The following is a 21628-nucleotide window of genomic DNA, read 5'->3' as shown; positions in this document are numbered from 1 at the left end:
GTCTCCCCGACCCACGCCTCCCATGACTCGCCACGATCTTAAAGTGTACGACACGGTCCTTGAGACCGTCGGATGGACGCCGCTGATTCGGCTGAACCGCGTGACCAAAGGGATTGCCACGCCCGTGTTCGGCAAAGCGGAGTTCTTCAATCCGGGCGGATCGGTCAAAGATCGAATTGGACTGCCGATCATTGAGGCGGCCGAACGTGACGGATCGCTGAAGCCGGGCGGTACGATTGTGGAAGGCACGAGTGGGAACACCGGCGTTGGCCTGGCCATCGCCGCCGTGCTCAAGGGATACAAGTGCATCTTCACGATGCCCGACAAAATGTCGCAAGAAAAAGTGCGCCTGCTCAAGGCGTTTGGCGCCGAGGTGATCATTACGCCGACGGCGGTGCCGCCGGATCATCCGGATAGCTACACGATGATGGCGAAGCGGATCGCGGCGGAAACACCCAATGCGATTCTCGCGAACCAGTTCTACAATCAAGCCAACCCGGACGCGCATTTTGCGACGACGGGGCCAGAGTTGTGGGAGCAGACGGAAGGGAAGATCACGCACTTTGTGGGAGGCGCCGGAACGGGCGGCACACTCACAGGCGTGGGGCGTTATCTCAAATCGAAAAATCCGAAGATTCAGATTGTCGGCGCGGACCCCACCGGATCGATTTTGACGGAGTATTGGCGGAGCCAGGGCACGAGCAAGCCCGAGGGCGCGCCGTACAAGGTTGAAGGGATAGGCCAGGACAAGATTCCCGGCACGTTGGATATGTCGCTGATTGATGAATTTCAAACCGTGAGCGACCGCGATGCCTTTGCGATGGCGCGCCGTCTCACGCGCGAAGAAGGATTGTTCGTCGGTGGATCGGCGGGGCTGATTGCGCACGCTGCGCTGAATGTTGCGCGCCGCGTGAATGACCCGAACGCCCTCGTAGTGACCATTCTGTGCGATACGGGCGAGCGGTATTTGTCGAAGGTGTACAACGACGAATGGCTGCGCGAAAATCAGATGCTTGAACCAGAGCGCGTGACGCTGTCGCAGCTGGTTGAAGGAAAGCAGGATGGAGCACCAGGGACCGTGGTCGGTGTTGCGCCAACCGCGACGGTGCGGCAAGCCATGCGCATGATGAGCCTGCACAACGTGAGCCAGCTTCCGGTGATGGAAGGGGCCAACTGCGTTGGGTCGGTGAGTGAAAGCGCGCTCAGTGCCAAGGCCCTCGAAGATGTGAAGCTGCTCGACGAGCCGGTGAGCGACGCGATGGATTCCCCGTTCCCGGTCGTCGGCGCCGATCAACCGTTGGATGCGGTCGTGAAGCTGCTGTCGAAATCGAATCCTGCGGTTCTCGTCCGGCGCGACGCACAGATAGTGGGCATCGTGACCCGCAGCGACATGCTCCATCACCTCATGGCGCGCTAACGTGCGGATCACCGTGTTGTTGGGCGGCACATCATCGGAGCGCGACGTGTCGTTGGCGTCCGGTCTTCGCGTGGCGCAGGCGTTGCGGTCGTGTGGGCACACGGTGACCGCGGTGGACACCGCGAGCGGTGTATTGAGCATGGCGGAGGAAGCCGCCATGCTGTCTGGCGGTGTGATGAAGACCCTGCCGCCAGAGCTCGAAGCACTCGCAAAACTTTCCGTTGAAGCACTGCCGGCCGTTGTCGGTCGCCTTCCGGCGCCGAGCGATGCCGACGTGGTGTTTCTCGGATTGCACGGCGGGCAAGGCGAGGATGGGACGATTCAGGCGCTCCTCGACTTAACCGGCGTGCCATACACTGGAAGTGGTCATCTGGCCAGCGCGCTTGCGATGGATAAGGATCTCACGAAGCATCTGTTTCGTCAGCATGACGTCCCGACGGCCGACTGGCTCATGGCGCCGGCGACGGATGATGCGATCCTTGCCACGCTCGGATTGCCGGTGATTGTAAAGCCCTCCAAACAGGGCTCGACCGTTGGGTTGACGCTGGTGAAGGAGCGTGCCGCGCTGCAGCCGGCGATCGCCGAAGCGCGACTCTATGATGATGAAGTGATGATTGAGCGGTTTATTCCTGGGCGTGAACTGACCGTCGGTATTCTTGGGGATCTCGCGTTGCCGGTGGGCGAGATCATTCCGGCGCACGAAATTTACGATTACGAATGCAAATACACGGCCGGCATGGCCCGCGAAGAATTTCCAGCAGCGCTTAAGCCGGACGAATCACACACGGTTCAGGAATTGGCCGTGCGAGCGTTTCGGGCGCTGAAGCTGTCGGGGTATGCACGCATTGACTTCCGGATGATGGCGGACGGAATGTTCTATTGCCTGGAAGCGAACACGCTGCCCGGGATGACCGAGTTGAGTCTGATTCCACAGGCCGCGGCAGCGGCTGGCGTGTCCTTTCCCGCGTTGTGTGACCGAATCGTGCAACTCGCGCTGCGACGCCGAACCGGAGATGTGCAATGACCAACATGCCGATGAACTCAGCCGCCCTCGCCGGTGTCCCGGCTGGCGTGCAGTCCCAGGGAGTGTGGGTGGGCCGTCGTCAGCTGTTCGTGCGATTCGCTGGCGAAGCGGAGACGGCGACGATGTATACCGCCCAGGCGCTCGTGCGAGAGCTGGAGCGGCAACTGAGCCGTTCCAGCTTTCATTCCATCGCCATTGGTGGTCGTGATACGCTCGGCAACGTCCAGTTTTTGTTGACGGCCTTTGGGGCGATGAAACCCGCCGTGCCAGTGATGCTCGATACAGACGGTCAACGCCCGGAGGCGCTCACAGTGCTCGCGCCGCACCTCGCGATGACGCAGGTCACGGTTGATTTCAGTGGATCCGATGCGGCACTTACCAGTGCGCTGGCGACCATCGCGGCCGCCGCGGCCGCCGGTTGCGCACATGCGTTGGTGCTCTGCCCGCGCGACGACACGAGCGATGGTCAACTCCTTCGGCTCATCGAACGTGCACACGCGGCCAGTGCCAGCGCGCACGTGACGATTCACCCGACGATGACGATTGGAGAATCCCTCTCGCTCGATCGCCGATGGGGGACCCTCCTTGAGCAGGCGATGGCCACACACGCGAACAGTGCACTGGCTCTGCGCTTGCCGCCGCCCACGGGACTGCGATGACCGATCTGCCGGACGCGGAGCGCGTCGTGCCGGATGTGATGCCAGTCCCGCGCATGACGACGGCGGTGCAGCTGTTCCTGCTCGCGGCCACCGCGGTGGTCGTGTTACAGGACACGATTCTCGCGCCTGCGGACGTGCAGCGGGTGCTCGGGTTTTCGGCGTCGACCTTCGCCGCGCAGTGGTGGACCATTCTCACCTTCACGCTCGTGCACACCGGCGCCTGGCACCTTATCCTCAACGGGTACGTGCTCTGGTTGTTTGGGCCGAGATTGGAAGCACGGTGGGGGGCGTGGGCGTTCACACGCTTCTATATCATCGCCGCGCTCGGCGGATGGTTTACCCATCTCGTCGGCGGCTCTGCTACGGCCACATTGATTGGATCCACCGCTCCGACGTTAGGTGTGATGGTGGCGTATTCCCATTTTTGGGGGCGTGAGCCCACGCACCTGTTTGGCATGGTACCGACCACAGTTCGGTGGTTGGCAGCGTTGATGGGCGGCATTCTGCTCCTGGACGGGGTTTCCTCGACGGAGGTTGGAACCGGTCTCGGATATCTGGCGCACGCTGGTGGCGCGGCGGCGGCGTGGATTGCGCTTCGCGCCGTGGCACCGGCGGTGATCGAACGTCTGCGGCAGAGTGTGAGTGCCCTACCAGATGACGCGGACGAGGATATGCCGCGCGCGGTACCGAGGCAGTCACGTCGAGTTCCGCCGCGCGCGCGTTCGGCACGGGATGACAGGCCGCCGAACGAACAGTCGGAGCAGGCGACGCACCCGGAACCGCGTTCGATGGGACCGTCTCCGCAGACCGTGCCGGAGACGCTGGACCGGCTCCTCGACAAAATTGCAAGACAAGGTCTCGAGAGTCTCTCGTCCGTCGAGCGCGCGTGGCTCGATGAGGCCGCGCGTAAACTTCGCGATGGTGGTGCCCGTGACGGGCGCCCTGATCGTCAATCTCCAAACAGCAACTGAGTCTCCATGCCCAAGCCCGAGCTGCTCGAAACGTTTCCCAATCCGTATCCCAAGCGGGATTACGAAATCTTTATGACGTGCCCGGAGTTTACGTCGCTCTGCCCGATGGGCGGCATTGAGAGTGATGCCAAGGAGTTGGAGTTGTTGGAAGGTGGCGCGCCGGATTTTGCGACGATCAACATCACCTACACGCCCGCTCGCGTCTGCGTGGAGCTCAAGAGCCTGAAGTTGTATCTATGGAGTTTCCGCAACGACGGTATCTTTTACGAACGTGTTGTCAATCGCATTCTCGACGACCTCTCGGTGGCCGTGAAGCCGAAACAGATGACCGTGGTTGGCGATTTCAACGTGCGCGGCGGGATCAAGTCCGTGATCACCGCGACGTACCGCGCGCCGAAGCGCCGCGCGCGCTAAGCGTCGCTGGCGGAGTCGCTGACGTCTGGGGGGAGATCCCCGGACTTCCAGCCTATGCTGCCGCGCCGACCTGCTTCCCAGCGCGGGTATGTGCCCACCACGCGGACGGCGCGCGCGTGGTCGGCAATCTCACCAATAACGGCGTTGACGTCTTCGTCGCCGACCTGATGGTCGAACTCGACAAAGAATCGATAACTCCACGGATTACCGGTGGGGCGCGTTTCGATGCGCCGCATATTGATGCCGTGTGAGGCGAGCGGCGCCAGCGCCTGTAGCAGCGCCCCCGGAACATCGGTGGTCGTGAGCAGGAGCATCGTGCGCGCCGGCGTCAACGGCGGCAGGGGCAACGGTTCGCGCGCGAACGCAATAAAGCGCGTCTGATTATCGTGCCGGTCTTCGATATCGGCCTTCAAAATATCCAGATGATAGCGCTCTGCGGAGTTGCGACTGGCCACCGCCGCAAAAGTGGGATCCGCAAGGTTCGACACATCGAGCGCCGCTCCGGCCGTGTCGTACACGGCATGCACATCGAGCCGTGAGTGTTGTGCGAAGAACCCGCCGCATTGCGCAAGCGCAACGGGATGACTGAAGACGTTGGTAACTTGTTCAAAGCGCGCGCCGGGTGGTCCGAGCAGGCAGTGATGGACCGCGACCACCGTCTCGGCGATCGCAAAAAGATCGTCATGCGCGTCAATGGCGTCGTGGCTCGCCTGTACGGAGCCGACAATGGTATTTTCAAGCGGGAGGATGGCGCGGTCGACGCTTCCGCTGCGAAGAGCGCTGACCACGTCACGAAATTCCCGCTGCGGCACCGGTTCAACATCGCTGCCCCACAACTGGAGAATGGCCTCCTCACTAAAGGCCCCTAGCTCCCCCTGAAATGCGATGCGAACCGGTGTGGACATGTGTAAGCCTATCGCAACACAGCGGCAACGTCGAGTACTGTCACCTCACCAAGGTGTAGCGCGTCGATCCCAGGGCGCACTTTGGCGAGATCTCCGACGATGACAATGGTGAAACGGTCGATGGGCACATACTGCCGCGCGACGCGTTGCACATCGGCAGACGTGACCGCGAGTAGCCTGGGGCCGAGCTCGGAGACGGACGCCAAGGGAAGCCCAAACGAGGCGAGGCTCACCAACTGTCCGGCGATTTGCGCGTTGGTTTCGAAGCGCGCCGGAAGCGCGAGCGCCACATAGTTCTTGGCGCGACTCAGCTCCGTCGCGTCGAGCGGCGTATCGCGAATGGCGCGCAGTTCGTTGAAGATCTCCACCAACGAACTGTCGGTGACATTCGTGCGCACGGAGGACGACACGGCGAACGGCCCGGGAATGGGCGCCCACCGGAAGTTTGAACTAATGCCGTACGTATATCCCTTCGTTTCGCGAAGATTGGAGTTGAGGCGCGACGAGAAGGAGCCGCCGAGGATGGTGTTCATGACCGTCAGCGCCGGATAGTCTGGGCTGTGGCGATCGACACCAGGGGCGCCAACGTAGATCACCGATTGGGCGGCGCCAGGTTTGTCGATGAGATAGATCTTGACCTTGTCGTTGGTCACGGCGGTCGTGGTAACCGGCGTGATGTCGAGTGTGGCCGCCCCGCCCTTCCAAGCGCCGAACCGTGCGGCGAGGAGCGGCGTGAGTTCAGCGGACGCGATATCTCCAACGACCGTGAATGACGCCCGTGACGGAATAAACGCCGCCGCGTAGAAGGTGCGAACCTTGGCGCTGTCGAGAGAGGCGACCGTGGCGGAATCACCGGAGGCCGGTGCGTGATACGGATGTCCGGCTGGATACATCAGTTTATCGAACGCCAGCGCGGCCACCTGCGTGGGCTGGTCTTTGCGTTGGAGAATCTGCGCGAGTAGCAAGTCGCGCTGCTTGCGTACGTCGTTGGCGCGGAACGCCGGGCGCAGCGCCACATCTGCCATGAGATCGAGGGCGGAGGCGAGCGATCGCTTGGGAACGTTGAGCGTGATGCTGAAGTAATCAGTTCCAGCGGACGCATTGAGTTGGGCGCCGAGGAAAGCGAGTTCGCTTTGTAGCGCATTCGCGTCACGGCTTCCCGCACCTTCGGTGAGCATGCGCGAGGTGAATGCCGCCATGCCTGGTGCGTCGTGATCGAGTCGCGATCCGCCGGTGATGACCAGCGAGAGCTGCACGAGTGGAACTTCGTGTTGGCCGACGAGCTGGATAGCGACGCCGTTTGCGAGCGACGATTTCTGGACGGACGGCAGGTGTAGCGTGGGTGTTTTGCCGAGCGCGGGAACAATGGTGCGGTCGAGGACCGGCGCGTTCTTGGTTTGTGCGCCGGCGATGACCGGAAGCACGGCGAAAAAAAACAGCGTGCGGCGGATCACTGAGCCACCCCCTTCTTCGCGGCGAGTTCCGGTTTTCCCTGCGGGACGACAGAAATCATCACCCGATTGGTTTGCAAATATTTCTTGAGGACGCGCTGGACGTCAGCGGCCGTCACGTTGCGGTAGCGATCAAGATCGGCCTGGAAGGAATCGGGCTTGCCGGTCTGGTAGTAGTACTCATTGAGCTGATCGGCCTTGCCGCCTACGGATTCAATGCTGCGGAGGAAGTTGGCTTCGATGGCGTTCTTGGCTTGCTCGAGCTCGCGGGCGGAGGGGCCGTCACTGGCGAGTTTTCGCACTTCGGCGTCCACGACCGTTCGCAGGGTGTCGAGTCCCTTGCCTGGCCGCGCGGTGGCGACGATCGAAAAATCACCGTCGAGACGTTTACCGTCTTGGCGGGCGAAGACATTCGTGGCGAGTTCGCCGTTGTACACCAGCGCTTGGGTGAGGCGTGCGGTGCGCGATCCCGCGAGTACTGTAGCGGCGATCTGGAGTGCGGCATCGTCGCCGTGCCAACCCTTGACGGTGTGCCACTCCAGATAGAGACGCGGAAGCTGCACACGGTCTTCGAGTGTGAGCACGGTGTCGTGGACCGTGAACGGCGTCGGCGCGGGGCGTTCGATATTGGGGCCGCGCGGAATCTCCGTGAAATACTTGCGGACGAGCGCTTTGACTTCGACGGCGTTCACATCCCCGGCCACCACGAGCGTAGCGTTGTTGGGCGCGTAGTACTGACGGAAAAATGCCTTGACGTCGTCCACCGACGCGGCGGAGAGGTCGGCCATGGATCCAATGACGGGCCAGCTGTACGGATGCGTGGCCGGATACATGAGCTTGGGCTCGAAGTCGGCGACTAAACCATAGGGTTGGTTTTCGTAGCTTTGCCGGCGTTCATTCTTTACGACGTCGCGCTGCAGATCGACTTTTGGCTTGTCCATGGTTGGCAGAAGCCAGCCCATGCGGTCGGCTTCGAGCCAAATCATGAGGGGCAACGACGAGCTCGGACCGCTTTCGTAGTAGTTGGTGCGGTCTTCGGTGGTGGACCCGTTGTTGTTGGCTCCGGCCGCTTCGAGGAGGCGGTCGAACTGCGGGTATTCCGCGTTCTTGGAGCCCATGAACATCAGGTGCTCAAACAGGTGGGCAAAGCCTGTGCGCCCCGGCTTTTCGTCCCCAGAGCCGACGTGGAACCAGACATTGGTGGTGACCACCGGGGTGGAGTGGTCCTCGTGCACGATGAGCGTGAGCCCGTTCGGGAGGGTGTCGAGGACGAAGGGTACGCTCAGTTTCTTGGCCTGTGCGCCGGCGATGGCAGGCACGAGGGCGAGCATACCGGTGGCGAAGAGACGTCGTAGCAGGGACATAGACGGGGTCCGGTTTAGGGCGCAAGTGTGAGGTGGGGGTGCGCCAGTACAGCCTACATTAGAGAGGGGAGAACGGGGAAGGAAGGAGGGTGTAAGTCTATTCCGGGCGTGGGGTTGGCGATGTGTCCGGTGGCGACTACCTTTGTAGGCTACGGCTAGGTAGCTCAGTTGGTAGAGCAGCGGACTGAAAATCCGCGTGTCGGGGGTTCAATTCCCTCCCTAGCCACTCAGGTATTTGGGCGCGCCCCTGCGGAAACCGTGGGGGCGCGTTCATTTTACGGGTGTTCAGGCGATCGTTCGGATACTGGGCAGCGGTCCTGGCCAGCCTCCCCCGAAAGGCGCGCGAGCGCCACCCCCGGCTTCCCCCGAAACCATGAATTTTCTCACCGCGAATTTTGCCAAACTGAAGCGCAGCCTCGGCGCCCTCTCCAGGGTCGACGCGCGGTTTGTGGCGCTCAGCGACCAACTGAACGAGCGCATGGATGAAATGCGCTTTGCGCAGGGGCTGGTGCTCGCGAGTCTCCACGAGAACCGAACGTCTCCGCGCATTCAGGATTATGAGTTTAAGGTGTTCTCGCAGTGGGGCGAAGATGGGATCCTGCAGTACCTGACGCGCGTGATCCCGATGGAACACAAAACGTTTCTTGAGTTCGGCGTCGGAAACTTTTTTGAATCGAATTGCCGATTCCTGATGACGAAGGACAACTGGCGCGGTCTGGTGATTGACGGGTCAGCGGCCAACATGGCACAGTTGAAGCGATCGAGTTTTTACTGGAAGCATCACCTCATGGCCGTTGATGCATTTATTACCAAAGACAACATCAATGCACTGCTCGCGCAGAGTCAGTTTGCGGCCGATGTTGGCATTCTCTCGGTGGATCTGGATGGGAACGATTACTACGTGCTCGATGCGATCGACACGTTTACGCCGCGAATTTTGATTTGCGAGTACAACGCGGTGTTTGGGGCCACGCGAAAGATCAGCGTGCCGTACGATCCGTCGTTCGATCGCACCACCGCGCATTTTTCGAACCTGTACTGGGGGGCCTCGCTCGCGGCGATGACGCATCTCGCGAACAAGCGAGGCTATTCGCTGGTTGGAACGAACACCGCTCGGAACAACGCCTTTTTTGTGCGGAACGACTTACTCAACGCGCGCGTCGAAGCACTGACGGCCGAGCAGGCGTACGCACCGTCGTTGTACCGGGAAAGCGTAAACGCGGAGGGTGCGTTCACGTTTCTTGCTGGCGAAGAGCGGCTCGCGGCCATCAAGGGATTGCCGGTGTTCAACGTTGAGCAGGGTGTGATCGAAGCGCTGTAGACGCGCGCCGGATGTGGTGGCGCGGAGGTGGAGCAACATCCCAACGCACCAACGCGACGACACCGAACGATCTCTACTCGTATCGCAACGCTTCAATAGGATCGAGCGTGGAGGCGCGCCGTGCGGGCCACACGCCGAACGCGACCCCAATGCCGCTCGCGAACGCGAAGGCAATCAGGATGGAGCGCACATCCACGGCTGTCTCCCACCCCATGGCGGAGCTGAGCTGCGACGCCCCTATGGTGCCGGCGAGAATTCCAAGGATGCCGCCGAGCACACAGAGAATGACCGCTTCCGTGAGAAACTGCAACAGAATGTTGTTGCGGGTGGCGCCAAGGGCTTTGCGCACGCCGATTTCGCGTGTGCGCTCGGTGACCGACACGAGCATGATGTTCATGATGCCGATGCCGCCAACAAGAAGACTCACCGCAGCGATACCAGCGAGCAGCAGCGTGAAGGTCTTGGTGGTCTCGCCGACTGTTGCGAGCAGGTCGGCTTGATCGCGAATGGAAAAGTCGTCCGGCCGTCCCGCGCGCAGTTTATGCGACCGCCGGATGGCGGACTGAATTTCCGCCATCGCCGCACTGATGGAATCTTCCGAGCCGACTAACGTCCAGATGTCGTTGATCCGATCGGTGCCAAAAATCTCGAACCGACCGGTCTGAAACGGAATGAGAATTTGCTGATCGCCGTCGCCAAAGCCGGTGGTGCCTTTTCCCTCGAGTACGCCAATAACGGTGAACGCGCGACTCGCGATGCGAATCTGTTCGCCGATGATGGTTTCGGGGTCGTCAATCTTCAGGAGTGGCAGAACGTCAGCACCGAGCACCGCGACGCGGCGACGCGCCACATCCTCGAGATTCCCGAACATGCGGCCAGCGGCGATTTTGAAACCACGCACCGCCAAGAAGTTCGGTGGCGTTCCCGTGATCTGCACGTTGGTGTTGCGATTCTTCCAGACCACCTGCAGCGACCGATCCTGCTGCCAGTTGACCGCGACCACGTTGGGCGACCGGGCGCTGATCATGTCCACGTCTTTCGTCGTCAGCTTGACGGTTGTGGCGGAGGCCACCCCGGCTTGCTGTACCCGCTGCGGATTGATTTGCAGCACGGTGGTGCCAAGACGCGCAATGCGATCTTTAATCGCCTTCTGCGCACCGTTGCCAAGTGCCACCATAGCGATCACCGCCGCAATGCCGATGACAATGCCGAGCATGGTCAGCAGCGAGCGCATTTTGTTGGCGCGCAGGGCATCGATGGAGATGCCGAAGATTTCGAACAGAGAAACGTGCACGACTGAAGGCTATGCGGCTGGGTTTGTGTCTGCTACCACCGCACCAACCACCATACGAGTTGCGGTGGTTCGGCGTCGCGTGGTGCTCACGGACGTCAGCGGCCGCGTTCGGTGCTGAGGAGTCCGCGGGAAACCTTCTTGGTGCTACCGGTGCGTGCCTTGATGGGAGAGAACCCCGCCTGCCGTTGCAGCGCGTCGGTGTACAGGACTTCGTATGACAGGGGGCCGACATCGAGACGGCGGCCTTTTTCGCGAATCACTAGTCCTTCGATTGTGAGTGTGACGAGATATTTTCCAATTTCACGCGTGACCGTCTGCGCGGGAACGAGATCGTCGCTGCCCGGCACGGCGTGGGCGGGTTTGAGCTTGGTGGCCATGGCGGGGGTGGTAAATGGTGAGGGGCGAAAGCTAAAGGGTGGACAACTGTGCTGACAGTTGACCCCATCACCGACGGACGCGCCGTTGCCAGGGGGTGCCTGTTGTAGTTGGCGCTGGTGTGTCTGGGTAAGCAACGCGCGACGCACGACAGTCGCTGAACGGGATCGTTGATAGCGAGGAGCGCCCGACGTGGCTACCGTTGGAAGGGCGCGCTTCAACGTCCCGTGGTATTGCCTGCGTTTACGGGTAGTGGTGTGAACGGAATCGCACCACGGCCTTGCCTTCGATTCACTCCAGTCCGGAAACTCGTCATGACAACGTCGATCATGCCCGCCCGCTTCCTGTTGACCTTCACCATGCTCGCGGTGGCGGGGTGTGCGACGGTTGCACCGCCGGCGTCCACCGTCGGCACTGGGCCGGCCGCCGCGCCGACAGCGGCCAGCACCGCGCCAGCCGCCGCTTCCGGCGCGCGCCAGGGCGGTACGCCGCCCGGTACGCCCGGCGCACCCGTCGCGCGCGATCGCGGGACGCCACGGGACCGCGGATTTGCCGGCACCATGGACTCCGCGCGCGCACGGCTGCTTTATGTGAGCAACGATCCCAAAGACCTACCCCGCGCCAATTTTGACGCGGCGGTCGTAGCCAAGACGCGCACTGACAGCATCTACGCCGCGCGATTCAAGGGGATCGCGGAGTTCCGTAAGATCACATACAAGAGCAAGGCCGACGGGATGGAGATTCCGGCCTACCTCTTTGTGCCGCTCAATCATCGCGGAGCAAAAGGGCACGCGGCAATGATTTGGGTGCACGGTGGCGTGCATGGCAACTGGGACGAAAACATGCTGCCGTTTGTGAAAGAAGCAGTCGAGCGTGGCTATGTGATTGTGACACCGGATTATCGCGGCAGTACCGGGCACGGTGAGCAGCTCCATATGGCCATCGACTACGGTGGCAATGAAGTGATTGATGTGCTCTCGGCGCTCGATTTTCTGAAGACGCAATCGTATGTGGATATGGATCGCATTGGGATGATGGGGTGGAGCCACGGGGGCTTCATCACCGCCCTCAATGCGATGACACCAGGAACGCCACTGAAGGCGGCGGCGGCGATCGTGCCGGTCACGAACCTTTTGTTTCGGTTGTCGTTCAAGGGGCCGACGTACCAGCGCGACTACGCGGCGGAATCGACGATTCGCGGATTACCGTTCGAAAAAACGGACGAGTATATCAAACGGTCACCGCTGTACCACGTGGAAGATTTGAACATTCCGTTGCTGGTGCATGTGTCGACGAATGATCTTGACGTGAACTATGTGGAAGACCAGCAACTCGTCTGGAAACTCCGTGCCCTTAAACCGGAGTTGGCGGAAACGAAGATTTACGTTGATCCGGCGGGATGGGGGGCGAGTGTGGGACACGCCTTCAGTCGGCGGGTGGACCGTACGACGCTCGAGCGCGTGGATTCGCCGGCGCAGATTGACTCGTGGAACCGGACGTGGGCCTTCTTTGATTGGCTCCTGCGCCCATACGAAGACCACTCCAAGCCGCTACCAGCGGTGCGGACGCAGCCGTAATCGCGCGGGTTGAGTTCTTCGCGAACAGAACGCGGTGCCGAGATTAACCTCGGCGCCGCGTTCTGGTTTTGAGGAGCTTATGGGACAGCGGGACATAGGGTGGGAAGAACCCTGCCTGCACCGCAGCGGAGTCCACGTACGCGACGATGTGGGATACGATCTCGCCGCTGTAGGAGATGGCGAGCATCCATGGCGTCTGAACCGCACATTGGGTGTGTCGAACGCGAAACTGGATGATGCCAGACACGACGACGCACGGAGCCTCTGCTGCGACGCGAAACCACTCCAGCCGATCGAGATGTATGTGCTCGTGCCACCACCTCAACCGTTCGATGGCCGTGCTGACATCGGCGGTGTAGCCGAAGAGGGGCACGTCACTCGGCCCGACAATATCGATTTGCACGTCGGGGTGCAGGAGTGCGGCGATGGCGTTCTCGTTCTTGGCGGCTAGGGCACGGAACAGTGTCTGCAGCGGCTCAGGAATTGGCGCGGCGTACGCCGGGGCTGGTGAGGTTGGGGACGCCGAAGAAGTCGCCGGTGCGGAGGGAGTGCCAAGTGCCCCCGGCGAAGGGGCACGAGAGGGGGACGGAGACGTCATCGCAGTATCGAGGTAAAGCGTGCACGGCCGACCGCCCGGGGGGGAGGGCAATCTCGCCAAGTACTTCCTTCTACCCCAGATCCCGGCCTTTTGCCACAGGTGCGCGCCGCCGCCCGTCACTAGATTCCGTTTTCCGGAGGACATGACATGCGCCGACCAGTAATTCGATTGCCGTTTGCGATGGGTTTCCTGCGCCACCTGGCTGCGCCATGGCCGCTCGCGCCATGGCCGCTCGCGCCATGGCCGCTCGCGCCATGGCCGCTCGCGCCATGGCCGCTCGCGCCATGGGTACTCGCGCTCTGCCTGAGCACGCTCGGCGGTTTGGGTGCGCTCGGGGCGCCCCGCGCCGCCCGTGCCGACGTGCGTCGGGAGGTCGCGGCTGACACGATCCGCGGATTTGTGTTCGATAGCCTATTGCACGCGCCGATTGCGGACGCGACGGTGATCGCCAGTCCCGGTGGCGAGCAGGTGATGACGGCCAAGGATGGTCGCTACTCGTTGGTCAGTGCACAGAAAATTGCGCGTCTCAATGTGTATCACCATCTCTTGGAGCGAACGGGGATCGGCAGTTTGTCGGTGACGGTCGGGCCGTCGGCGTCGCGCGCGCAGTTTGTGATTTCTACACCGTCGTTCCAGACGCTCTGGAAGACGCTGTGTGGTGCCGCGACGATTGTTGAGGGCCGTGGCGGTATTGTGCATGGCACAGCACGTTCGAGCGACAACAGCACACGGGTGGCAGGCGCACGCGTGCGTGTGAGCTGGGACGTAGACGAAACGACGCTCAAAAATCCCACACTTCCTCGGGTCATCGAAACACGCACCGACAAAACCGGTGCGTACGCGGCGTGCGGCGTGCCCCCGCTGGCTGACGTGTACGTGGTGAGCTACTCGCCGGAATTCAGTTCGGGGACCCTGTTGCTCGCGGCCGATTCACTCCCGCTACGGAAGCAGGAGCTGGTTGTTGGGCCACCCGGTCAGACGGCGATTGTCCGAGGAACGGCACGCGATCAGCGGAGCCAGCCGCTCGGCAACGTGATGGTGGAAGTGGACGGGCTGCCGGGATCGTGGACGTCCGATGCGCAGGGCCGATTTGCGTTGTCGGCGATTCCCACCGGGACGCGCACCATTCTGGCGCGCGCGCTCGGCTATGCGCCGGTCATCCAGCAGGTGGATGTGCTGGCGAAGGACAACGAGGACATCGCGATCAGCATGACGCGCTCTACCCGCTTGCCGAACGTGACGGTCAATGCGGTGGCCGATAAGGGTCCGGTGGTCCGCGAATACGAAGAACGCAAGAAGCGCGGATTCGGCTGGTTCACGGACTCCCTGCAGTTCAAGAACCGCGCGGACACGCGCTCCATCTTTCAGGGCGCTCCTGGGCTGCAAATCGACGCCGACAACAGCCGCTCGCTGAGCGAGTTCAAGATTTACATGCCGTACACGATGGGGCACTGCCTCGCGAACATTTATCTGGATGGCTTTCGCTCCGACGCACAGATGCTCTCTGGGCTACCGAAGCAGCAGATTGCCGCGGTGGAGGTCTATATGCGGCCCGGCGAGGTTCCAGGGAAATACCTCCCCTTTGACAGCATCTGCGGGACGGTTCTGGTCTGGACCAAGCAGGCGTTTGAGCCACCGCCAGCAAAGAAGGCAAAGAAGCTGTAATAGTAAACATCCGTTTACTTGCCTTGGCTAACAGTTTACTGTGTAAGGTTTTACTACTCGACCTTTCTTTGTTTCATTCCAAGACTGAGGATGCGCTGCAGTAGCTCCGGGTACTCGACCCCACCCGCTCGCGCGGCCGAGGCGAACTCCTCGCGTTGCGCGATTTCGGGGTTCGGGTTGGCCTCAAGAAAGTAGAAATGGCCCTCTGCGGTCATCCGAAAGTCGATCCGCGCATAGCCTGAGAGTTCGAGCGTTTTGTAGATGCGCTTACTTACGTGCGCGAGAAGCGCGGCCTGCTCCGTGGTGAGCTCTGCTGCCCGAATGTCGATGCCGTGGCGCTGCTGGTATTCGAGATCGTGCTTAACCCGCGCGGTGGCGATGAGCGGTTCGTTCTCGGGCTTCTTTTCGGCGACGAGCTCCCACGCAGGGAAGGCGACGAGTCGCTCGTTTCCCATCACACTCACATACAGTTCGCGTCCTTCGATGAACTGCTCCGCGATGGCATCGGTGTGCACGCGCTCGTGAATAAAGCGCACGCGCTCGACGAGTTTTTCATCAGTGTCCACGACCGACGCTTTCGCGATGCCAACTGACGAATGCTCGGTGAGCGACTTGATGATGACGGGAAACTTGAGTCGAGGGGGGCGGCGTGCTTTTCGCCCCATGGGAAAGACGTGGAACTCCGGGACGCGAATACGATGATACGAGAGCAGTTTCTTGGAGAGCGCCTTGCCCCGCGAGAGAATCATGCCGCGCGGGTTGCAGCCGGTGTACGACACCTTGAGCAGTTCGAGATAGCTCACGACGTTCTGGTCGAAGAGCACCTCGCCGTGGAATTCTTCGAGCAGATTGAACACCACGTGCGGTTCCCACGTTTCCACCTGCTCGCGAATAGGGAGCAGTTCGTATTGCACCCCAAGGACGCGCACGTCGTGGCCAATGCCGCGCAGTGTTTGCACGACATCGAACTCCGTTTTCCAGGTGTTGATGTCCTTTTCGCTCTGCCCTTCGAGTGAATCCGGCGGCACGAGCTGCGGGTGCATCAGCGTGAGTACGCGGAGTCGTTTCATACGGCAATCCAGTCGCGCCGACCGTGATTGGCAATGAATTCCATGGTGCGCGCGGTGAGCAGCACCATGAAATCCATGAGCAGTTGCCGATCGCGGCCAGCGGCGCGGAGGCGCAGTTCGCGGCAGCGGCCGATCATGTCGCCGAGGACGGCGTCGAGTGTGAACTGATACTCGCCGGTCCATTTGGCCACGACGCGTCGGATGTCACGACGGTGCCGCCGCAAGAAACTTGCGGCGGTCTCGTAGGAGAGGTGACGCGGGGCATTCGAGAAGAGACGGCGCAAGTCTTCGTCGTAGGTGTTGGGGTACTCAACCGAATAGAGCGCACGGCGGTAAGTGTAATGCTCGAACAGCGTGCGCGGCATGGAGCGGATTGAATCAATGTGCGCGCGTGTGCGGATGGCGGGCGTGACATCGGCGATTTCCTGCATGAGCGTGTCCACGTACTGGAGTTTCTTCAGCGCTGGCCATCCCACATACCGTTTGCGCCAATCGCTGCGCGGCCGGAGCCAGACGGCGAATGTTTCGGCAAAATCTTCGTCTGGATGACTCTGTGCATACCAGCGCCGGAGGTGCTGGACGTATTTCTTGCTCGCGGGATTGGGGCGGTACGACTCTGGATATGGTGTCGACGACCGTCCGAACAATCGCTGCCACTCGCGCCGCCGATGCAACTGGAAGGCGTGTTGCACGGCGTGGCCGCACTCGTGCCGCATGATCTGCATGCATTCGCCGACCGTTCCACCCTCGACCTCGAGCAACTGTTGCCGCTCGAGTTTCATCAGGCGCGGGTGCGTGAGATAGAAGGGAATGGCAAACCCTGGCACATTGCCGGGTGAGAACCATTCGTCCGAGAGCCACACATGCGGATGGAGCTTGATGTCGCGCGCGTCGAGTTCGGCGTAGAGCTCGTTGACGCAGTCTTCGATCCAGGTGCCTTCAATGGAAAGGCCGAGGTCCCGCAGGCGAAGCTGCAGGAGGCGCTCGGTGGACCAGTTGGCCCACGGCAGGCGGTGGCGGAACCGGAGGTTGGAGTAGGGCATGGGTGGAGAGGTCCCGTGGCGAATTCCCTTGGCGAGAGCTTGGTGCGCGCGGGGCGCGGTGGCAAGGGGAGCTGCGCGGTAGTTACGATTGAGCGTGACGAATCCCGAGTCCGGCCCCTACGCCTCGCTGCGCATCCCCAACTTCCGGCTGTATATCGCCGGCTTGCTGGCGTTTACGATGGCGATCCAGATCCAGGGGACGGTGGTGGGCTGGCAGATCTACGAGCTCACGCACAACAAGCTGGCGCTGGGGTTGATTGGGTTAGCGGAGGCGCTGCCATTCATTGCCCTCTCGTTGTACGGCGGCCATGTGGCCGACCGTCATGATCGTCGTCGGATTGCGCTGATGGGGCTGGGTGTACTAACGGCATGTGCGGTGTTGTTGCTGTTGCTGCCAACGCTCTACCCGCACGCACCGGCCTTGGTGGTGCGATCGATTTACGGGGTGATTGTGCTGAGCGGGCTGGCGCGGAGTTTTCTGCAGCCGGCACGTCAGGCGTTGGGGGCGGAGATTGTGCCGCGCGAGCTGTATGGCAACTCCATTCCGTGGCGTAGCGGGACGTGGCAGCTGGCGTCGGTGATCGGGCCAGCGCTTGGTGGCGTGCTCTACGCGATGGGCGGGACGACGCTGGCGTACGCGGTTGATGTGGCGCTGACGGTGATTGGGGCGCTGTTAGTGGGCGCCATCCGTCACCGGTCGACGCCGGCGCCACAGAACGACGAAGGGATTGCTGCGAGCTTGGCGGTTGGTGTGCGATTTGTGTTCCGGGAGCGATTGCTGTTGGCGGCGCTGTCGCTCGATCTCTTCTCGGTGCTCTTTGGTGGCGCCACGGCACTGCTGCCGGTTTTTGCGGCGGAAATTCTCCATGTGGGGCCGCGCGGACTTGGGTTGTTGCGCGCCGCGCCGGCGATTGGGGCGGTGGTCACGTCGGTGTGGTTGGCGCACCGTCGCCCGATGGCGCGCGCGGGGCGCGTACTGCTACGTGCTGTTGCGCTGTTTGGGATGTGCATGATCGCGTTTGGCTTGTCACGCAGTGTGGCGCTCTCGGTGGCGGTGCTCGTGGTGAGTGGCGCGGCTGATATGGTGAGTGTGTTTATTCGCTCGTCGTTGATTCAGACGCTGACGCCGGTGCACATGCTGGGGCGGGTGAGTTCGGTGAACTCGGTGTTCGTCGGCTCTTCAAACGAGATTGGCATGTTTGAGTCGGGGGTCACCGCGCAGTGGTTGGGCACGGTGCCGAGTGTGGTCCTCGGCGGCATGGCCACGCTGGTGGTCGTGGTGGTGACCGCGTGGCGGGTGCCCGCGCTTCGTGCCCTCCGGCGGGTAGATCAGCTGACGGCGCGACCATAGCAGCGCCTCGGAACCCCCAGAGGGGCAGTCGGTATCACCGAATGCGGTCAAACGACCCACGCGCTTCTTCCACGATCTCACTAGAATTCATGTCTATGGCATTCATACTTCGAACGATTCGGCTGGTCGTGCCAGCGCTGCTCCTGGCTGTTGCGTCGGCAGGCGCGCAGCAGAAGAGCACGCGACCGGCGGCTCCGCCTCCACCGCGGCCGGTGCGCGCGCCGCTTGGGATGATCGACGGGACGGTGACGGATACCAATCTCGTGCCGATTCCGATGGCCGACGTCACGGTGTTGCGCACGACGGCGCGCGTGGCCACGGACAATCGTGGGCGATTTAAGTTGCTTGGCGTGCCGGCTGGGCAGTATTTGATCATTGTGCGACGCTTAGGATACCGGCCGTTGTCGGGGATTATCGATGTGCCACAGGGCGACACGATTCGCCTGGCGTATCAACTGGACCGTGTGGCGCAGACCCTTGGGGCCGTGACCATCACGGAGCAGCGGCATTCGCTCCGGCTTATGGATTTTGAACTGCGCGCCAAGGCGGGCGTTGGAGAGTTCCTCACGCAGGCGGATATCGACAAGCGCGCGTCCATTCAACTGTCGGACATTCTGAAATTTTCCAAGACGATGTCGATCACGAACGACAACACGAGTGGGCATCTCGTGGCGTTGAGTCGTCGCGAAGGCGGGAGCTTGGTGGGCGCGGGTGCCGGCTACTGTCCGATGCAGATTATGCTCGACGGTGTGCCGTTGCCGAGCGGATTTCCAATGGAATTGTTGCCGTCGCCGCGTGATGTGGCGGGCGTGGAGATTTATTCAGGCCCAGCGACCGTGCCGATGCAGTTTGGCGGTCAGGATAAGCGTTGCGGTATGGTGCTCGTGTGGACGAAGGACGGGTACTAAATACGAACTGACCGCGCGGCGGGTTCGTGAGAACGTGCTGCGCGGTCAGTGTACGTGGGGCGTCTGGGGCGGTGCCGCCTTATTTAGCGAGCACCGCCTTTGTCGTTTCGACGAGTCGCTGTGCGGTGATTCCGTACTCAGTATAGAGCCGCTGGAACGGTGCGGAGGCTCCGAAGGTTTCGATGCCAACAACGGCACCGTCGCCGCCGACCAATCGATACCAGCTCATGGGATGCGCGGCTTCAATGGCGACTCGCTTGATCCCCGCGGGCAACACCGAGCGCTGGTAATCAGCGGACTCGGCGGCAAAGCGTTCCATCGATGGTACGGAAACGACACGCGCATGAATGCCATCGGCGGCGAGCTGCGTGCGCGCGGCGAGCGCGATTTCCACTTCAGAGCCGGATGCCAGCAGCACCACGTGCGGCGCCGCGTTCGGGGCATCAACGAGCACGTAGGCGCCGCGCGCCGTGCCAGTCACCGCGCCATGCGTGGTGCGATCGATGAGCGGAAGTTTTTGACGCGTGAGCACGAGCGCGGTTGGTCCTGAGCGGTGATTGACGGCAATCCGCCACGCTTCGGCGGTTTCGTTGGCATCGGCCGGACGCAGCACGAGCAGGTTGGGGATACAGCGAAGCGAGGTGAGGTGCTCCACCGGCTGGTGTGTGGGGCCGTCTTCGCCGAGTCCGATGGAGTCGTGCGTGAAGACGTAAATGACCTGTTGCTTCATGAGCGCGGCGAGGCGAATCGCGGGGCGCATGTAGTCCGCGAAGACCAAGAAGGTGCCGCCGTAGGGAATGACGCCTCCATGTAGCGACATGCCATTCATGATGGCACCCATGGCGTGTTCGCGAATGCCGAACCAGAAGTTGCGGCCACCAGGCGTTGCGGCGGTGAAGTGCGGTGCGCCTTTGACGGTGGTGAGATTCGAACCCGCGAGATCAGCGGAGCCGCCGATGAGTTCCGGGATTTTGCCAGCGATCGCGTTGAGGACAACGCCGGAGGCGGCGCGGCTGGCGACGTTTCCGTTGCTCGCGTCAAACGTGGGGATTGCCTGTTCCCACGCAGCCGGCAAGTCACCGTGTAGGCGCCGGCCGAGTTCTTTGGCGTCGTCGGGATGGGCTTTGGCGTAGGCGATCAATTGCTTGCGCCATGCGTCCTGTGTCTGCGCACCTTGTCCGGCCGCTTCGCGCCAATGGGCGAGCGCGGCTTCCGGCACATGGAACGGTTCGGTGGACGGCCACCCCAACGCTTTCTTGGTGAGAAGGATTTCGTCTTTGCCGAGTGGTTCGCCGTGGGCTTTGGAGGTATCGACTTTGTTCGGGCTGCCAAAGCCGATGTGTGTGCGCGTGACAATGAGCGTGGGGCGGACGGTGTCCGCCTTTGCGGCTGTCACCGCACGGTCGATTTGGGCGAGATCGTTGACGTCGGCAATGTGGAGCACCTGCCACCCGTACGATTCGAAACGCTTGACGACATCGTCGGAGCAGGAGATGTCGGTGCCGCCGTCGATGGTGATGCGGTTGTCGTCGAAAAAACCGATCAGCTTGCCGAGTTGTTGGTGACCAGCGAACGAGGCCGCTTCGTGGGAGATGCCTTCCATGAGACAGCCGTCGCCGGCGATGAACCAGGTGTAGTGGTCGATAATGGCGTGGCCGTCGCGGTTGAACGTGGCGGCGAGTTGCTTTTCGGCGACCGCCATGCCGACGGCGTTGGCGACGCCCTGTCCGAGCGGACCGGTGGTGGTTTCGACCCCGGCGGTGTGTCCAACTTCTGGGTGGCCCGGCGTTTTGCTCTCCCACTGACGGAACTGGCGGATGTCGTCGAGCGTCAGTCCGTAACCCGCGAGGTAGAGGGAGGCATACATCCACATGGAGGCGTGGCCCACCGAGAGCACGACCCGGTCGCGGTTGGCCCAGTGAGGATCGGCGGGGTTATGGCGTACGTGCTGGGCGTAGAGCGCGTAGGCGAGCGGCGCGAGCGCCATCGGGGTGCCAGGGTGTCCGGATTCCGCGGCTTGGACGGCGTCCATAGCGAGCGTGCGGACGGTATTGATGGCCAGAAGCTGCAGGTCGGCGTCGGCGGAGTGGGCCACGTCGGGAGTCCTCGGGGCGTAAAGCGGCAGGGTCGCGCGGATGCGCGCGGCGCAGGGAATTTACGCTAGGCGCGGCAATAATGTCGCCTGCCCTCTACCGTAGATGTGGAAAACGGTCAAATTGCC

Annotated in this window: 19 protein-coding genes and 1 tRNA gene; 12 read left to right on the top strand and 8 right to left on the bottom strand. The window is 62.0% G+C overall.

What is annotated here, in order from left to right:
- The first annotated feature begins 22 nt into the window (after positions 1-22).
- Genes NTZ43_15360 through queF form a run of 5 tightly spaced genes read left to right on the top strand, consistent with a single transcriptional unit; the run spans position 23 to position 4485 of the window.
- The gene (locus tag NTZ43_15360) at positions 23-1417 is read left to right on the top strand and encodes a pyridoxal-phosphate dependent enzyme (protein ID MCX5768596.1); all 1395 of its coding nucleotides are present in this window, start codon (positions 23-25) and stop codon (positions 1415-1417) included.
- Position 1418: 1 nt separating this feature from the next.
- Positions 1419-2441, top strand: a complete 1023-nt coding sequence (locus NTZ43_15355; protein MCX5768595.1) for a D-alanine--D-alanine ligase — start codon at positions 1419-1421, stop codon at positions 2439-2441.
- On the top strand, positions 2438-3100 hold the full coding sequence (locus tag NTZ43_15350) for a hypothetical protein (protein MCX5768594.1): 663 nt from the start codon (positions 2438-2440) through the stop codon (positions 3098-3100). The genes NTZ43_15355 and NTZ43_15350 overlap by 4 nt, the downstream gene beginning before the upstream one ends.
- Positions 3097-4071, top strand: a complete 975-nt coding sequence (locus NTZ43_15345; GenBank protein MCX5768593.1) for a rhomboid family intramembrane serine protease — start codon at positions 3097-3099, stop codon at positions 4069-4071. The genes NTZ43_15350 and NTZ43_15345 overlap by 4 nt, the downstream gene beginning before the upstream one ends.
- A 6-nt stretch (positions 4072-4077) precedes the next feature.
- Complete coding sequence (queF, locus tag NTZ43_15340) at positions 4078-4485, top strand: preQ(1) synthase (GenBank protein MCX5768592.1); 408 nt, start codon at positions 4078-4080, stop codon at positions 4483-4485.
- Here queF and NTZ43_15335 read toward each other — a convergent pair.
- From NTZ43_15335 to NTZ43_15325, 3 genes are read right to left on the bottom strand one after another with little or no spacing between them, the layout of a single operon-like run.
- Positions 4482-5390: an ACT domain-containing protein gene (locus NTZ43_15335; protein MCX5768591.1), complete on the bottom strand. Its 909-nt coding sequence runs from the start codon at positions 5388-5390 to the stop codon at positions 4482-4484. The two genes, queF and NTZ43_15335, sit on opposite strands and share 4 nt — an antisense overlap.
- Before the next feature lie 8 nt (positions 5391-5398).
- Positions 5399-6814, bottom strand: coding sequence for a pitrilysin family protein (locus NTZ43_15330; GenBank protein MCX5768590.1), 1416 nt, complete (start codon positions 6812-6814; stop codon positions 5399-5401).
- 26 nt (positions 6815-6840) lie between these two features.
- A complete protein-coding gene (locus NTZ43_15325; GenBank protein MCX5768589.1) occupies positions 6841-8205 on the bottom strand; it encodes a pitrilysin family protein in 1365 nt (454 codons plus the stop codon).
- A 153-nt stretch (positions 8206-8358) separates the two neighbouring features.
- Between NTZ43_15325 and NTZ43_15320 the strand changes: the two genes are divergently transcribed.
- Together NTZ43_15320 and NTZ43_15315 are read left to right on the top strand one after the other, a co-directional pair.
- Positions 8359-8431, top strand: a tRNA-Phe gene (locus NTZ43_15320).
- A gap of 147 nt (positions 8432-8578) precedes the next feature.
- The gene (locus tag NTZ43_15315; GenBank protein ID MCX5768588.1) at positions 8579-9526 is read left to right on the top strand and encodes a hypothetical protein; all 948 of its coding nucleotides are present in this window, start codon (positions 8579-8581) and stop codon (positions 9524-9526) included.
- A 73-nt stretch (positions 9527-9599) separates the two neighbouring features.
- Here NTZ43_15315 and NTZ43_15310 read toward each other — a convergent pair whose 3' ends face one another.
- The gene (locus NTZ43_15310; GenBank protein ID MCX5768587.1) at positions 9600-10820 is read right to left on the bottom strand and encodes an ABC transporter permease; all 1221 of its coding nucleotides are present in this window, start codon (positions 10818-10820) and stop codon (positions 9600-9602) included.
- Positions 10821-10915: 95 nt separating this feature from the next.
- Positions 10916-11197 (bottom strand): hypothetical protein, encoded by a 282-nt coding sequence (locus tag NTZ43_15305; protein MCX5768586.1) that lies wholly within the window; start codon positions 11195-11197, stop codon positions 10916-10918.
- 312 nt (positions 11198-11509) lie between these two features.
- Between NTZ43_15305 and NTZ43_15300 the strand changes: the two genes are divergently transcribed.
- The 3 genes from NTZ43_15300 (at position 11510) to NTZ43_15290 (ending at position 15035) form a co-directional block, all read left to right on the top strand.
- The gene (locus NTZ43_15300; protein ID MCX5768585.1) at positions 11510-12772 is read left to right on the top strand and encodes a prolyl oligopeptidase family serine peptidase; all 1263 of its coding nucleotides are present in this window, start codon (positions 11510-11512) and stop codon (positions 12770-12772) included.
- 148 nt (positions 12773-12920) lie between these two features.
- Entirely contained in the window at positions 12921-13223 is a 303-nt protein-coding gene (locus NTZ43_15295) for a hypothetical protein (protein MCX5768584.1), read from the top strand.
- Between the two features lie 294 nt (positions 13224-13517).
- The gene (locus NTZ43_15290; GenBank protein MCX5768583.1) at positions 13518-15035 is read left to right on the top strand and encodes a carboxypeptidase-like regulatory domain-containing protein; all 1518 of its coding nucleotides are present in this window, start codon (positions 13518-13520) and stop codon (positions 15033-15035) included.
- A gap of 53 nt (positions 15036-15088) precedes the next feature.
- On the opposite strand, the gene NTZ43_15285 is transcribed toward NTZ43_15290, so the two are convergent.
- Positions 15089-16105: an ATP-grasp domain-containing protein gene (locus tag NTZ43_15285; GenBank protein MCX5768582.1), complete on the bottom strand. Its 1017-nt coding sequence runs from the start codon at positions 16103-16105 to the stop codon at positions 15089-15091.
- Positions 16102-17148 (bottom strand): putative zinc-binding metallopeptidase, encoded by a 1047-nt coding sequence (locus NTZ43_15280; protein ID MCX5768581.1) that lies wholly within the window; start codon positions 17146-17148, stop codon positions 16102-16104. The genes NTZ43_15285 and NTZ43_15280 overlap by 4 nt, the downstream gene beginning before the upstream one ends.
- A 94-nt stretch (positions 17149-17242) precedes the next feature.
- On the opposite strand from NTZ43_15280, the gene NTZ43_15275 reads away from it, so the two are divergent.
- Entirely contained in the window at positions 17243-18499 is a 1257-nt protein-coding gene (locus tag NTZ43_15275) for an MFS transporter (GenBank protein ID MCX5768580.1), read from the top strand.
- A gap of 95 nt (positions 18500-18594) precedes the next feature.
- Positions 18595-19407, top strand: a complete 813-nt coding sequence (locus tag NTZ43_15270) for a carboxypeptidase regulatory-like domain-containing protein (GenBank protein MCX5768579.1) — start codon at positions 18595-18597, stop codon at positions 19405-19407.
- A gap of 79 nt (positions 19408-19486) precedes the next feature.
- On the opposite strand, the gene tkt is transcribed toward NTZ43_15270, so the two are convergent.
- Positions 19487-21502 (bottom strand): transketolase, encoded by a 2016-nt coding sequence (gene tkt, locus NTZ43_15265; protein ID MCX5768578.1) that lies wholly within the window; start codon positions 21500-21502, stop codon positions 19487-19489.
- Between the last annotated feature and the right edge of the window lie 126 nt (positions 21503-21628).

It is taken from the genome of Gemmatimonadota bacterium (assembly GCA_026387915.1).
Lineage (GTDB): Bacteria > Gemmatimonadota > Gemmatimonadetes > Gemmatimonadales > Gemmatimonadaceae > Fen-1231.
The sequence above is the reverse complement of the archived record's forward strand: the minus strand, read 5'-3'. Positions and strand labels throughout refer to the sequence as shown.

Coding starts and splice junctions, on each gene's coding strand:
- NTZ43_15305 (MCX5768586.1), bottom strand. CDS start 11,197: ATGGCCACCAAGCTCAAACCCGCCCACGCCGTGCCGGGCAGCGACGAT.
- queF (MCX5768592.1), top strand. CDS start 4,078: ATGCCCAAGCCCGAGCTGCTCGAAACGTTTCCCAATCCGTATCCCAAG.
- NTZ43_15360 (MCX5768596.1), top strand. CDS start 23: ATGACTCGCCACGATCTTAAAGTGTACGACACGGTCCTTGAGACCGTC.
- NTZ43_15270 (MCX5768579.1), top strand. CDS start 18,595: ATGGCATTCATACTTCGAACGATTCGGCTGGTCGTGCCAGCGCTGCTC.
- NTZ43_15285 (MCX5768582.1), bottom strand. CDS start 16,105: ATGAAACGACTCCGCGTACTCACGCTGATGCACCCGCAGCTCGTGCCG.
- NTZ43_15280 (MCX5768581.1), bottom strand. CDS start 17,148: ATGCCCTACTCCAACCTCCGGTTCCGCCACCGCCTGCCGTGGGCCAAC.
- NTZ43_15290 (MCX5768583.1), top strand. CDS start 13,518: ATGCGCCGACCAGTAATTCGATTGCCGTTTGCGATGGGTTTCCTGCGC.
- NTZ43_15325 (MCX5768589.1), bottom strand. CDS start 8,205: ATGTCCCTGCTACGACGTCTCTTCGCCACCGGTATGCTCGCCCTCGTG.
- NTZ43_15350 (MCX5768594.1), top strand. CDS start 2,438: ATGACCAACATGCCGATGAACTCAGCCGCCCTCGCCGGTGTCCCGGCT.
- NTZ43_15335 (MCX5768591.1), bottom strand. CDS start 5,390: ATGTCCACACCGGTTCGCATCGCATTTCAGGGGGAGCTAGGGGCCTTT.
- NTZ43_15315 (MCX5768588.1), top strand. CDS start 8,579: ATGAATTTTCTCACCGCGAATTTTGCCAAACTGAAGCGCAGCCTCGGC.
- NTZ43_15345 (MCX5768593.1), top strand. CDS start 3,097: ATGACCGATCTGCCGGACGCGGAGCGCGTCGTGCCGGATGTGATGCCA.
- NTZ43_15300 (MCX5768585.1), top strand. CDS start 11,510: ATGACAACGTCGATCATGCCCGCCCGCTTCCTGTTGACCTTCACCATG.